The sequence below is a fragment of the Magnetospirillum sulfuroxidans genome, from assembly GCF_018224925.1.
GTDB lineage: Bacteria > Pseudomonadota > Alphaproteobacteria > Rhodospirillales > Magnetospirillaceae > Magnetospirillum > Magnetospirillum sulfuroxidans.
Genome location: NZ_JAGTUF010000001.1, coordinates 413,948 through 427,794, shown reverse-complemented (window position 1 = coordinate 427,794; position 13,847 = coordinate 413,948). Strand labels below are relative to the sequence as shown.

Below are 13,847 nucleotides of genomic sequence, written 5' to 3'. Positions count from 1 at the left end.
AGGTCGGGGGCGGATCATCGCAGAACTGGGCACGCCCCGCAACCGCCCTATTCCGCCAAGCTTAGCCCGTCATCGTCATCCAGCAGATCAAGCTCGGGCTCGTCCTCGGCGACGTCGTCGATATCCACGGGCGACAGGCCGTCAACCGCGCGGTTGCCATAGGCATCGGCGGCCGGACGGGTATCAAGCAGACCGGCGGCCTTCAATTCCTTGAGGTTGGGCAAATCCTCCAGACTCTCCAGACCGAAATGGTCCAAGAAGCCGTCGCTGGTGCCCCATTGCAGTGGCTTGCCGGGGCTGCGCCGACGCCCGCGCGGCCTGATCCAACCGGCTTCGAACAGCAGGTCCAGCGTCCCCTTGGATAGGGCGACGCCGCGGACCTCTTCGATTTCGGCGCGGGTGATCGGCTGGTTATAGGCGATGATCGCCAGCACCTCGATGGCCGCCCGTGACAGCCGTCGGGTCTGGGTCTGTTCGATGGTCAGTCGTCCGGCCAGATCCGGGGCGGTGCGAAAGGCCCATTTATGCTCGCGCCGCACCAGATTGACGCCGCGCCCGCCATATTGCCGCTGCAACTCGGCCAGGACGACGCCGACATCGCTGTCAGCCGGCAATTTATCCGCCAGATCACGTTCATCCAACGGCTGGGCCGAGGCGAACAATACCGCCTCGATGATGCGCAGATGCTCGGGGTCGAAGGAATCGGTCACGCCGCCACGTCTCCGGTCTTGACGTAGATGGGCGAATACGGGCCGCCATCTTGGCGCAATTGCAGCCGCCCCTGCTTGGCCAGCTCTAACGCGGCGATGAAGGTCGAGGCCATCGCCGATTTCATTTTCAGCGCGTCGCCTTGGAACGACGGCAGATAGGCCGACAACACCGACCAATCGGGCATGGTGCCAAGCATGCGCTCCAATCGCCTGAGCGCGTCCTCGACCGAATAAAGATCGGGGGCTTCGATGTGCAAGGTGCGCACCGAGGTGCGGACCACATGGTCGGAATAAGCCTTGAGCAAATCGAACAATTGCACGTCGAACAGCGAATGGGTGACCACCGCCACCTCTTCCGGCTCGCCCCGGACGAAAACATCGCGGCCCAACCGGGCCCGGTTGACCAAGCCGGTGCCCAGGCGCTGCATGGCCTCTAATCGGCGGAGGCGAAAGGCCAGGATATCGGCCATTTCGGCGGCGCTGGGCAGGTCTTCCTGCTCGGGTTCCGGTTCGGGCAGCAGCAGGCGCGACTTCAGATATGCCAGCCATGCCGCCATCACCAGATATTCCGCCGCCAGATCCAGGTGACGCTGGCGAATGCGGTTGACGAATTCCAGGTACTGATCAGCCAGTTTGAGAATGGAAATCTTGGCCAGATCGACCTTTTGGTCACGCGCCAAAGTCAGCAAGACATCAAGCGGCCCCTCGAATCCCTCAAGGTCGAGCACCAGCCGCTCCTCGGGGGAACGCTGGGGGCCGTCGTTATCCGCTTGGAAAACATCTGCCTGCATGTTTGCGCAACATATTGTGGCTGCCTGAACGATCGCCACAATAGCATGACAAAGCCTGCGACGCTAGCCGCCGAACACCGATACCAGCACCGTCAACAGACCGTTGATCACCGGTTGGATGACCAGATCAAAGGGGTCGATGCGGTGCCCGATGAAACCGGTCAGCATGGGAAGGAACATCAACAGGCCAATGACGATCAAGATGCCCTTGTCTTCCAACTGCGCCAGCGGGTAAGCCAGCCGACGGGGCAGCAACCCCACCGCCACCCGGCCGCCATCCAGCGGCGGCATCGGGATCATGTTGAACACCGCCAGCAGCAGATTAAGGTAGATGGCATTGGCAAGGTTCAGCCGCGCCCAATCGACGGCGGAATCGGGCAAGCTGCCGACCCAGCCGATCAAAAGGATCGCGATGATGGCCATGACGATATTGCTGGCCGGACCGGCGGCGGCAACCAGCACCATGCCGTAACGGGGATTCCGCAACCGGCGGAAATCCACCGGGACCGGCTTCGCCCAACCGAAGATGAAGCTGCCCATGAACAACAGCAAGGCCGGCACGATGATCGAGCCGAACAGATCAATATGGCGCAGCGGGTTCAATGAAATCCGCCCGGCCCGCTTGGCGGTGTCGTCGCCCAAGGCCAAGGCGGCATAGCCGTGCGCGGCCTCGTGCAGAGTAATGGCGAAAACCAGCGGCAGCGCCACCACCGATATCTGTTGCACCAGGCCGATAAAGTCTTTCATGCCAACATCCTGGCGATTTCAGCGGCGGCGGCGACGGCATCAACCGCGCCTTGGTTTCGCTTGAGGCGCTGGCCACGGGCCAGCCGTTCACGGGCATTTTCACTGAGCGGCCGAAGAGCAGCGGCAATGGCGTTCATTTCATCCATCTGGCCGTTACAATGCAAAACCACATCGCAGCCGGCAGCCAGGCTGGCGGTGGTCCGCTCAGCGAAACTGCCGCCCAGGGCCTTCATCGACAGATCGTCGGAAATCAGCAAGCCCTCAAAGCCGATCAAACCGCGAATGATTTCGCCAATGACCTTGACCGAGGTGGTGGCCGGAGCCCGATCATCGATGGCGGTGTAGACCACATGGGCGGTCATCGCCCAGGGCTGATCGCGCAAGGCGATGAAGGGGGCAAAATCCTGGGCCTCCAATTCAGCCCGGCCGGCATGGACCACCGGCAACGACAGATGGCTGTCGACCATGGCGCGGCCGTGACCGGGAATGTGCTTGATCACCGGCAACACCCCTTGATCCAACAAGCCGTCGCAGACAGCCCGGCCAAGATCGGCGACCCGGTCGGGGGTCTGACCAAAGGCGCGATCACCGATGACATCATGGGCGCCAGCCACCGGAACATCGAGAACCGGGGCGCAATCGACGTCGATCCCCAGATCGGCCAGTTCCTGGCCAATCAGCCGGTAATTAAGCCGCAAGGCAGCCATGGCGCCGTCTAAATCGCGGTCGGCCAAGGCGGCAAAAGCCGCCCCCGGCGGCGCCGACCGCCAATGCGGCGGCCGCAGGCGTTGAACCCGGCCGCCTTCCTGGTCGATCAGCACCGGGGCATCGGCGCGGCCAACGCTGTCGCGCAATTGGCGCACCAGCTCCCGCACCTGATCGGGGGAAGCGATGTTGCGGGCAAACAAGATAAAGCCCAGCGGATCAACCTGGGCGAAGAACCGCCTTTCGGCCTCGCTCAGACTAAGACCGGCACAGCCGAACAGAGCGGCGGCGGGGATTGAATTATTTGCGGACAACCATGCACCCCTGATTCCTGGTCTTGAGTTCCCCACAGACATGGCGCGCCGATTGCTCGTTTAAAGGCCCTGCCCGTAAACGCCAGAACACCCCCTTGGCCCCCAAATCGACCTGAACCACATCGGATTTCAAGCCGCCCAAAACATCGCCATTGGCACGCTGAATGCGCCCCCATTCCTTTTCCGCATCGGGGGCCGAACGCAGCGCCCCCAATTGCACCAGATAATCGCCACTGGCCAAGGCCGCGGATTTGGCCGCAGCCGGAGCCGGGGCCGAAATGGGTGCCGGCGCAGGCTTCACCGCCGGAGGAGCGGCCGGACTGGGCGCAACCGCCACCTTTGCTGGGGCTGGGGCCGCAACGGGGGGCGGAGCGGACGGCGCCATGGTCTCGACCGGCTTGACCACGGGGGCCGGAGCCGACATGGGCGGCATCACCGGAGCCGGCGGCGGCTTCAACACTTCCTGAACCGGAGCGGCCGGCTTGGCCGGGGCCTGCATCGGCGCCGGTCGCGGCGGCACGGGTTGCTCGGCCGCCGGCAGCAGGCGTTCGACCTTGGCATCGCCGTCGCCTTGTTCCAGGCGGCCATAGACCAACTTGTCCTGGTTGGGCACCTGCATGCCGCCCCGATCATCGGGCCGGATCTTGATCGGGCGCTGGTCGGCGGAAATCACCGGAATGCCGTTGGCGCTATCGCCACCGCCGGCGATCAGACGCCACCCGACAGCGACGGCAACCCCGACGGTCAGAACCGCACCGCCTAAAATCAGCCAATTGCGCAGCCGGCTGCCGGCGCGCGCCTGATAGGAATCGGCATCGGCGTCAAAACGTTCGGGGATGATATCGAGGATATCGCGATCGTAATCGTCGTCGGGATGTCCCGCCATGTCAGCGCATCTCCTCCATCGGTTCCACACCAAACACCGCCAGCCCCGATGCGATCACATCGGCGACGGCACGGACCAGTGCCATGCGGGCCAGGGACAATTCGGCATCGCCTTCGATCAGGAAGCGCAATTGGGTATCGTCCTTGCCCTTGTTCCACAGACCATGGAAGGCGGCGGCCACGTCGTTGAGATAGAACGCCACCCGATGCGGTTCGTGCGCTTCGGCGGCGCTTTCCACCAGACGCGGCCAACTGGCCAGCACCTTGATTACACTCAGCTCGGCCGGATCGGTCAAGCGCGCCAATGGCCCCGCCGCCAAAGCGGCGGCGGACAGATCAGCGCCGGCCAAAGCCGTCACGCCGTGGCGCAGCACCGAATGGCAGCGGGCATGGGCGTATTGCACATAGAACACCGGATTGTCGCGCGACTGTTCCAGCACCTTGTCGAGATCGAAATCCAGATGGGCGTCGTTCTTGCGGGTCAGCATGATGAAGCGGACCACGTCCTTGCCGACTTGGTCGACCAGATCGCGCAAAGTGACAAAGGTGCCGGCCCGCTTGCTCATCTTGAACGGTTGGCCGCCCTTCATCAGATTGACCATCTGGCACAATTTGACGTCCAACGCCCCGCCGCCCTCGCTCACCGCCTTGACAGCGGCCTGCATGCGCTTGACATAGCCGCCGTGATCGGCGCCCCAGATGTCGATCATCTCGGGGAAGCCGCGACGGAACTTATCCAGGTGATAAGCGATGTCGGACGCGAAATAAGTCCACGAGCCATCCGACTTTTTCAACGGCCGGTCAACGTCATCGCCAAAGGCGGTGGCGCGGAACAGGGTCTGTGGGCGCGGTTCCCAATCGTCAAGCACCTTGCCCTTGGGCGGTTCCAGCACGCCTTCATAGACCTGCCCCAGACCCGCCAGGAACTCAAGCGCCGCATCGACGCGGCCGCTTTCCACCAGCCCGCGTTCCGAGGTGAAGACGTCGTGCTTGACGCCAAGGGCAGCCAGATCGTCGCGGATCATGTCCATCATCGCATCGACGGCGAACAGACGAAACGACGCCAGCCATTCGGATTCCGGCGCGGTCTGATATTTATCCCCGTGCAACGTGACCAATTGGGCACCGGCCGGCTTCAGATAATCGCCCGGATACAGGCCTTCGGGAATATCGCCGATTTCCTCGCCCAGGGCCTCGCGATAGCGCAAATGAATGGAACGGGCCAGCACATCGACCTGGGCGCCAGCATCGTTGATGTAATATTCGCGGCTGACGGCAAAACCGGCCTTGGCCAGCAACGAGGCCAAGGCGTCGCCGATAACGGCGCCACGGGCATGGCCGATATGCATGGGGCCGGTGGGATTGGCGGAAACGTATTCGACATTGATCGGCCGCTGACCGCCCATATCGGAATCGCCATAGGTCGTCCCTGCGCGCAAAATATCGCCCAGACGTTCGGCCCAGAAGCTTTCCACCAAACGCAAATTGATGAAGCCGGGGCCGGCGATTTCCACCGCCGTCACCGCCGGATGAGTCCGCAATTGCGCCGCCAAGGCCTCGGCCAGATCGCGTGGCTTCATGCCGGCGGGCTTGGACAGCACCATGGCGGCATTGGTGGCGACGTCGCCGTGCGCTTCCTCACGCGGGGGTTCAGCCGTCACCTTGCCGGTGTCCAGGCCGTCGGGCAGGTTCAGACGCGACAGAGCGACGATGATTTCTTCGCGGAAATACTTGAACAGGTTCATTCAGGGCTTCTCTTGCATGTCAAACAGACGACGATGCTCGTCCAGGGCGAAACGATCCGTCATGCCGGCAATATAATCGGCAACGACGCGGGCGGTCTTGGCCGTGCCGGCGCCATCGGTCAGACGGCGCCATTCCGGCGGCAAACATCCGGGCTCGGCGAACAGCAGGGTGAACAGATCCTTGACCACCCGCCGTCCCTTGCTGGTCATGCGATTGACGGTGAAATGGCGGTACATGTTGGGAAACAGGAATTTCTTCAGCGCCCGGTCATTGGCCCGCATCGCGTCGGAGAACGACACCAACGGCACCTTCAGGCTGCGCACGTCACCGGCCGATCGTGGCTTAAACTCAGCCACCCGGCGCCGGGTTTCGTCGATACAATCGATGATCATCATGCCGATCATCCGCCGCACCGCCTCGTGGATATGCAGGCTGAAATCAGCATCGGGATGTTCTTTGATCACGGCATGAAACACGGGGCCAACCAACGGCACGTCGGCCAGATCCTTGATGGTGAACAATCCTGCCCGCAAACCGTCATCGATGTCGTGATTGTTATAGGCAATGTCGTCGGACAGCGCCGCCGCCTGCGCCTCGGCGCTGGCATAGCTTTTTAGTTCCAGATCGTGCCGGCCGACATATTCGGTGATGGCGCCGGGCAGATCGTCTTCTCGCGGGGCGGCCAGCGGGCCGGTTAGCGGGCCGTTATGCTTGACCAGCCCCTCAAGGGTTTCCCACGTCAGATTGAGTCCGTCGAACTGGATATAGCGGCGTTCCAGCTTGGTGACCACACGCAACGACTGGGCGTTATGATCAAAGCCGCCAAATTGGGCCAAAACGTCCTGAAGCGCATCCTCGCCGGCATGACCGAACGGAGTGTGACCAAGATCATGGGCCAGGGCCAAGGATTCGGCCAGGTCTTCTTCCAGCCCCAGCACACGGGCGATGGAGCGGGCGATTTGCGACACTTCCAGCGAATGGGTCAACCGCGTCCTGAAATTGTCGCCTTCGTGATAGACGAACACCTGCGTCTTATATTGCAAGCGGCGGAAGGCGGCGGAATGGATGATGCGGTCGCGGTCGCGCTGGAACGGCGAACGCGTGCCGCTTTCCGGCTCCGCGTGCAGGCGCCCGCGCGTTTCTTCCGGCCGGCAGGCGAAAGGCGCAAGAATGGCGGATCTGGACAACGGATGTTCGCTCATGCCCGGACACTAACGCCCGTATCGGCTGAACGCAACCACTTGCCCTTCGGCTACCACGCCCCATATCGCATATGCTAAGCTGTTTTCAATTCCGCCGGGCCAGTCACAACGCATCGAGGTTCATACATGTCCAGCCTTATCCTCACCCCCAGCGCCGCCCAGCGCGTGCAAGTCCTGATCGCCATGGAAGGCAAGCCCAACATGATGCTGCGCCTGGGCGTATCGGGCGGCGGCTGTTCCGGCTTCCAGTACAACATCGAATTGGACGACAAGACCGGCGAAGACGACGTGGTCAGCGAACAGCACGGCGTCAAGCTGGTGGTCGATCAGACCTCGCTGGAGCTGCTGGACGGGACCGAGGTCGATTTCGTCGAAGATCTGATGGGGGCCAGCTTCCAGTTCCGCAATCCGCAGGCGACATCGACCTGTGGCTGCGGCACCAGCTTTGCCATGTAATCAATCCCAACGGGGACATTTGGCGGTTTCCGCCCGATAATTCTCCACCGTGTCGATGGCGGCGTTCGCGCGGGCAAGGTCTCGATCGAACGCCGCCAGTGTCGTTTGCATCCCGGCCATCAATCGGCTGCGCAAAGCCTGGCTCGCCGCCGCCGGCGGCATGCTGGTCAGCGTCGGCCGCATGTCGCCCACCAATTGGGCCAAACGGGCGCGGATGGGGCCGATATGGCGAATGAACAATTGCTGCGCCAGCGCCACATGCTGGTCTTCATGAGCGCGGATGACCGCATGGGCACAGGTGCCGGGCGGGTGTTCGCGCACGATATCGACCTCCAGGCGGCTGAGCTGCCAAACGCCAACGACCTTGCCCACGGCGACACAGGTTCGATTGCGATCCAACACGGCGGCATTTACGCTAACGGTCAGGGAAAACTGGGTCTCGCTCTGCGTCAACCCCTGTTGATTGTACCCCCGCCGCCCCAATCCAGCCAACCGGGCCACCTCGACACGGCTGCGGTCATTGCGATAGGTGGGCGACAATTGGCCGGTTTCCAACTGAAATTCAGCCTTGGGCATGGGCGGGCAGGATTGCGCCCAGGCCGGCATCCATGCCAGAACCAAGACCAGCGCCAGTATCGGCTTCTTCGCGTCCATCCACATCCGAGGCACCATGCTCCGTATTGCAACCTGGAACGTTAATTCCGTTAAGGCCCGCCTGCCCAACGTGATGGATTGGCTGAACAGCGCCTGTCCCGACGTTGTATTGTTGCAGGAAATCAAATGCCAGGACGAGAACTTCCCCACCATGGAATTCGAAGCCGCCGGCTGGCACGTGGCGGTCCACGGGCAGAAATCCTATAATGGCGTCGCCATCTTGTCGCGCCATCCGTTGGACAATGTCATGCGCCGTCTGCCCGGCGACGATGCGGACGAGCAGGCCCGCTATATTCAGGCCGATATCTTGGGCTTGCGCGTCGCCTCGCTGTATCTGCCCAACGGCAATCCGACACCGGGGGACAAGTTCGAGTACAAATTGGCCTGGATGCGCCGTTTGATCGCGCACGCCAAAACCTTGCTGGCCGCCGACATCCCCTTTGTTCTTGGCGGCGACTACAACATTTGCCCCACCGACGCCGATGTCTATGACCCCGCCGGCTGGAGCGATGACGCCCTCTGCCGGCCGGAAAGTCGGGCGCTGTTCCGCGAGCTGTGCCACCTTGGCCTGACCGAAGCCTTCCACGCCCTGCACCCAGAGCCGGGACGCCACTTTACCTTTTGGGATTATCAGGCCGGCGCCTGGCCCCGCGACAACGGCTTGCGCATCGACCATTTCCTGCTGTCGCCCGCCGCCGCCGACCGTCTGCTTGCCTGCGACATCGACAAGGGACCGCGCGGTCAGGAAAAAGCCAGCGACCACACCCCCATATTTATAACACTAAATTAAGTGTTATAAATTTCAAAAGTACATTTAACTTGATGTTGTGTCATGGAATTGCTATGTAGATGAGCGTTCCGCCATATTGCGGCGCGCCATCTTTATTTCTCTGGCCATAAGAGCAAAGGTCCATGTCGAATATTCTGGAAAAGACGGTTCTGGACGTCCACCACTGGACGGATTCCCTGTTCACCCTGAAATTGAACCGTGACCCGGGCTTTCGCTTTGAAAACGGCCAATTCGCCATGATCGGACTGATGGTGGATGGCAAGCCGCTGATGCGCGCCTATTCCATGGTCAGCGCCAATTACGAGGAACATCTGGAATTTCTGTCCATCAAGGTGCCCAATGGCCCCCTGACCTCGCGGCTACAGCACATCAAGCCGGGCGACACCATCTTGGTGAACAAAAAGACCACCGGCACCCTGGTGCTGCCCAATCTGTTGCCGGGAAAGCGCCTGTATTTGCTGTCGACGGGCACCGGACTGGCGCCGTTCCTGTCGCTGATCAAGGATCCGGAAGTGTATGAACGCTTCGACCAAGTCATCCTGGTTCATGGCGTCCGCTTCATCCACGATCTGGTCTATGTGGATTTCATCACCGAGGAATTGCCCAAGAACGAATTCTTCGGCGACGAAGCCCGTCACAAGCTGGTCTATTACCCCACCGTGACACGGGAAGATTTCCGCAATCAGGGCCGGATCACCGATCTGGTGAAATCGGGCAAATTGTTCAGCGATATCGGCGCGCCGCCGCTGAACCGCGAACAAGACCGCATCATGATCTGCGGCAACCCCAACATGATGAACGAACTGGCCGATTACCTGGATAGCATCGGCTTCAACCAGGGCAGCCATGCCGGCGCCGGCGATTACGTCATCGAAAAGGCGTTCGCGGAAAAGTAATCAGGCAAAAACAAGCGACGTTTCGGTGCGGGCGCGATATTCATCGCCCCGCACCACGCGTTTGGCGGCGATGGTGTGCCGCGCCTGAAGCAGCGCCATCTCGATACGAGCATCGGTCAGACGATAGCGGCTTTCCAAGGCGATCTCGGCCAAGGCCGGGCATTTCTCGCCAAACACATGGGCATAGACGTCGGTCATCATGCCGTAACGCCCGGCCATCAGCGTATTGCAGGCGTTTTTGACCACCGAGACATCCCGGTCGTCGTTCATGTGCAGACTGGTGACCAGCATCACCGAAACGGCATGCAGCACGTCATAGCGGACATGGGCGATGAAAACCTCCAGGTCGCGGGCATTGAGCGGCAAGGCGTCACGCTGAGCAACCCGAATCATGCCGCCCAGCAGCAGCGAAAAGAATTCCGGCACCCCCCATTCCATCCCCAGCCCGACCGAAGCCAAAGCTTCCAACGGGGTAAAGGCCGGATCGCCGGCGACCAGGCGCTGGATCAAGACATTGTCGGCGACCCCCCACAGCATGGGCTGGTCCTGGTCATCGGCAGCGATGCCCAGGCCGTCGAACAATTGCCGGTACATGACGATATGGGTGCGCGAGCGAAAAAGATGACCCAAATCAGGGTAATCATCGACGTCGTGTGATCCCAGCCCATATTCGTCGGCGACCAGTTGCGCCAGGGAAATCTGGGTGATTTCGGCCACCCGCTCGTTCAGCGGTCCATAGGGCAAATCCATCAGGCCGTGAAAGCGGCCGATGGCCATGGCCACGCATTGGCGGGTGTTCTTGATCTGATTGAAATAGCTGGTGGCGAAGCGGCGCAGTTGCGGCAGATCGATATCGCCATCGAAGACGCGGACGAAAAAGGGATGACGCCAGACCGGATGGCCCATGACATGGTCGTGCAGGTCCAAAAACATGCGTTCCAGGGCACCCGAGCGGAACAGCGCCACCCGATGGAACGGATTGTCGGCAGCGGCGCGCCCCGCCAATTCGGCGAAGACCGCATGCAACACCGTTTCCGGCCGGTTGACATCACCGATGATGGCGGAAAAATCGGCCCGTTGGCTGTCGCGGAATGCCGCCAACACCGCTTCCGCCGATTTGTTCAGCAAATCGGGCATGGGATGCACCGTTTCCGGCAATTGCCCCTCAACCACCAAATCGCTGAAACAATGGGTCATGCGGATTTTTCCTTGCGCATCAACCGTGACAGACAGATCAGCAAACCACGGGCGGAAATGGGCTTTTCCATGAACTCGTCAGCTCCGGCCGACAAAGCCACGTCACGGCTGGCGATGCGCTCGTGCCCTGACAACACCAGGACCGGCAGAGAAACCAAGGCCGGATCGCGTCTGATCCAAGACACCAATTCCAGCCCGCTTTCGACCCCCACATGCCAATCGGTGACCACCACGTCGACGATCGAACCTTGCAGCCGCGTCTTCGCCGCCGCCAGATTGGCGACAATGCCGATATTGGCGACGCCGACACCTTCCAAAATGGTGCGCATGACTTGGGCGAAGTTCTGGTTGTCATCAACCACCAGCACCCGCAAATTGCGCCAATCCAGACTGGTCGAGGTTTTGGGACCGGTCAGCGACAGGGATTCGGCTTCGGCCAAGGCTTCCGCATGGCCGATGACCCAGGCGCGATAATCCATGTCGGTCGAACAGATGTGCTCGATCAGCCATTTATGCAGGAAATCCAGGCAATCCTTGGCCCGCACCGCCGTGCGGTCATTATCATAGCCGGCCTTGAGGTCATGCACCTGCTTGAACAGGCGCTGATGCATGCGCTGATGGGTGTCTCGCGATGGATAACGACAGATCTCCATCACCCGCTCTTCCCGAGCAAAATGGTGATCGGCGTATTCCTCCAGGGCCTTCAGCACGCTGCCCAGGGTGGCGTATTCTTCCTCGTCGCCAACCGAGCGATGCAGATCGTTGATCAACCCCACCAGAGTCCGATGGTCGGCATCCAAACTGGGGACGCCGACGCTCATCATCGGATTCCAAGTGATGGTCGCCATCGCCCCCCTCCTCTTTATTTCTCCAACTGCGACACATCGCGCACGGCGCCGCGAGCGGCCGAGGTGGTCATGGCGGCGTAAGCCCGCAAGGCCGGGCTGACCGGGCGATCACGGCCCACCGGCTTCCAGGCGTTCGCCCCACGGGCTTGCATGGCGACGCGGCGCGCGGCCAGTTCCTCATCCGAGAGCTGAACCTCGATCTGGCGATTGGGAATGTCGATGACGATGACATCGCCGCTTTCCACCAGCCCGATGGCGCCGCCTTCCGCCGCTTCCGGCGAGGCATGGCCAATGGACAGGCCCGAGGTGCCGCCGGAAAAGCGGCCATCGGTGATCAGGGCACAGTACTTGCCCAAGCCCATGCTTTTCAGATAGCTGGTCGGATACAGCATTTCCTGCATGCCCGGCCCGCCCTTGGGGCCTTCATAGCGGACGATGACCACGTCGCCGGCCTTGACTTCACCGCCCAGAATCTTGGCCACCGCCTCGTCTTGGCTTTCGCAGATCACCGCCGGCCCCTTGAAGGTCAGACAGGAATCGTCGACGCCGGCAGTCTTGACGATGCAGCCATCAAGCGCGATGTTGCCGAACAACACGGCCAAGCCGCCATCCTTGGAAAAGGCGGCTTCGGCCGAACGGATAACGCCCTTATCGCGATCCTGATCCAGGGCGTCAAAGCGCTTGGACTGGCTGAAAGCCTCGGTGGTGCGCACCCCGCCCGGAGCGGCGCGGAAGAATTGCTGCACTTCCGGATCGTTGGAACGGCTGATATCCCATTTGGCCAAAGCCTGGGCCATGGTGGCGGAATGCACGGTGCCGCAATCGGAATGCAGCAAGCCGGCGCGGTCCAACTGCCCCAAAATGCCCATGATGCCACCGGCCCGATGCACGTCCTCGATGTGAACATCGGGGACATTGGGGGCCACCTTGCACAGACAGGGCACCCGACGGCTGAGGCGGTCGATGTCGGCCATGGTGAAATTAACCCCGGCCTCTTCCGCCGCCGCCAGCAGATGCAGCACGGTGTTGGTGGAACCGCCCATGGCGATATCCAGGGTCATGGCGTTTTCAAACGCCTTGAAGCTGGCCAGCGAACGCGGCAACACCGATTCGTCGTTGTGTTCGTAATAGCGACGGGTGATATCGACGATGCGGCGGCCGGCTTCCAAGAACAGGTTCTTGCGATCGCCATGGGTGGCGACCGTGGTGCCGTTGCCGGGCAGCGACAGCCCCAGGGCCTCGGTCAGGCAGTTCATGGAATTGGCGGTGAACATGCCCGAGCACGAACCGCAGGTGGGGCAGCTTTCCCGCTCGAAGGCCATGGCCTCTTCGTCGGAGACGTTCTTGTCGGCACCCTTGATCATGGCATCGATCAGATCGACGGCGTGGGTCTCGCCCTTATAGACCACCTTGCCGGCTTCCATCGGCCCACCGGACACGAAGACGGCGGGAATGTTCAGGCGCAAGGCGGCCATCAGCATGCCGGGGGTGATCTTGTCGCAATTAGAGATGCACACCATGGCGTCGGCGGTGTGGGCGTTGCACATGTATTCGACCGAATCGGCGATGATTTCGCGCGACGGCAGCGAATACAGCATGCCGGCATGGCCCATGGCGATACCGTCGTCAATGGCGATGGTGTTGAATTCCTTGGCGATGCCGCCGGCCTTCTCGATCTCGCGCGCGACCATCTGGCCCAGATCCTTGAGGTGCACGTGACCGGGCACGAACTGGGTGAAGGAATTGACCACGGCGATGATCGGCTTGCCGAAATCCTCGTCCTTCATGCCGGTGGCGCGCCACAGGCCGCGGGCGCCCGACATGTTACGGCCATGGGTGGAAGTACGAGAGCGATAATCCGGCATGTTCCTAAGACCTTATGCATTTGCAAAAGCGGATCTCGATA

The 13,847-nt window shown here is 61.5% G+C and carries 14 protein-coding genes; 3 read left to right on the top strand and 11 right to left on the bottom strand.

The features are described 5' to 3' along the window. Positions 1–47: 47 nt before the first annotated feature. The 7 genes from scpB to KEC16_RS01910 all read right to left on the bottom strand — a co-directional run bounded on the left by scpB (position 48) and on the right by KEC16_RS01910 (position 7,100). Entirely contained in the window at positions 48–710 is a 663-nt protein-coding gene (gene scpB / locus KEC16_RS01940) for an SMC-Scp complex subunit ScpB (protein WP_211545963.1), read from the bottom strand. Further along, entirely contained in the window at positions 707–1,501 is a 795-nt protein-coding gene (locus tag KEC16_RS01935; protein ID WP_211545962.1) for a segregation and condensation protein A, read from the bottom strand. Before KEC16_RS01935 ends, scpB begins: the two co-directional genes overlap by 4 nt. A 63-nt stretch (positions 1,502–1,564) precedes the next feature. Continuing rightward, the gene (locus KEC16_RS01930; RefSeq protein ID WP_211545961.1) at positions 1,565–2,248 is read right to left on the bottom strand and encodes a site-2 protease family protein; all 684 of its coding nucleotides are present in this window, start codon (positions 2,246–2,248) and stop codon (positions 1,565–1,567) included. Then, complete coding sequence (gene nagZ, locus KEC16_RS01925) at positions 2,245–3,267, bottom strand: beta-N-acetylhexosaminidase (RefSeq protein WP_249208637.1); 1,023 nt, start codon at positions 3,265–3,267, stop codon at positions 2,245–2,247. The genes KEC16_RS01930 and nagZ overlap by 4 nt, the downstream gene beginning before the upstream one ends. Beyond that, on the bottom strand, positions 3,254–4,153 hold the full coding sequence (locus KEC16_RS01920; RefSeq protein WP_211545959.1) for an SPOR domain-containing protein: 900 nt from the start codon (positions 4,151–4,153) through the stop codon (positions 3,254–3,256). The genes nagZ and KEC16_RS01920 overlap by 14 nt, the downstream gene beginning before the upstream one ends. 1 nt (position 4,154) lies before the next feature. Next, entirely contained in the window at positions 4,155–5,897 is a 1,743-nt protein-coding gene (argS, locus tag KEC16_RS01915) for an arginine--tRNA ligase (protein WP_211545958.1), read from the bottom strand. Then, positions 5,898–7,100 carry a deoxyguanosinetriphosphate triphosphohydrolase gene (locus KEC16_RS01910; protein WP_211545957.1) on the bottom strand — a complete coding sequence of 401 codons (1,203 nt, stop codon included), beginning with the start codon at positions 7,098–7,100 and terminating at the stop codon, positions 5,898–5,900. Between the two features lie 126 nt (positions 7,101–7,226). Between KEC16_RS01910 and erpA the strand changes: the two genes are divergently transcribed. Continuing rightward, positions 7,227–7,556, top strand: coding sequence for an iron-sulfur cluster insertion protein ErpA (gene erpA, locus KEC16_RS01905; protein WP_211545956.1), 330 nt, complete (start codon positions 7,227–7,229; stop codon positions 7,554–7,556). Here the strand turns inward: erpA and KEC16_RS01900 are convergent, their stop codons facing one another. Further along, entirely contained in the window at positions 7,557–8,210 is a 654-nt protein-coding gene (locus KEC16_RS01900) for a hypothetical protein (protein ID WP_211545955.1), read from the bottom strand. Positions 8,211–8,226: 16 nt separating this feature from the next. Here KEC16_RS01900 and KEC16_RS01895 point away from each other — a divergent pair, with 16 nt between their 5' ends. Further along, positions 8,227–9,000, top strand: a complete 774-nt coding sequence (locus KEC16_RS01895) for an exodeoxyribonuclease III (protein ID WP_211545954.1) — start codon at positions 8,227–8,229, stop codon at positions 8,998–9,000. A gap of 122 nt (positions 9,001–9,122) precedes the next feature. After that, positions 9,123–9,896 (top strand): ferredoxin--NADP reductase, encoded by a 774-nt coding sequence (locus tag KEC16_RS01890; RefSeq protein ID WP_211545953.1) that lies wholly within the window; start codon positions 9,123–9,125, stop codon positions 9,894–9,896. On the opposite strand, the gene KEC16_RS01885 is transcribed toward KEC16_RS01890, so the two are convergent. From KEC16_RS01885 to ilvD, 3 genes are read right to left on the bottom strand one after another with little or no spacing between them, the layout of a single operon-like run. After that, a complete protein-coding gene (locus tag KEC16_RS01885) occupies positions 9,897–11,093 on the bottom strand; it encodes a hypothetical protein (protein WP_211545952.1) in 1,197 nt (398 codons plus the stop codon). It abuts the gene before it with no gap. Then, a complete protein-coding gene (locus KEC16_RS01880) occupies positions 11,090–11,941 on the bottom strand; it encodes a bacteriohemerythrin (RefSeq protein WP_211545951.1) in 852 nt (283 codons plus the stop codon). The genes KEC16_RS01885 and KEC16_RS01880 overlap by 4 nt, the downstream gene beginning before the upstream one ends. Positions 11,942–11,955: 14 nt before the next feature. Next, complete coding sequence (gene ilvD / locus KEC16_RS01875) at positions 11,956–13,806, bottom strand: dihydroxy-acid dehydratase (RefSeq protein WP_211545950.1); 1,851 nt, start codon at positions 13,804–13,806, stop codon at positions 11,956–11,958. Between the last annotated feature and the right edge of the window lie 41 nt (positions 13,807–13,847).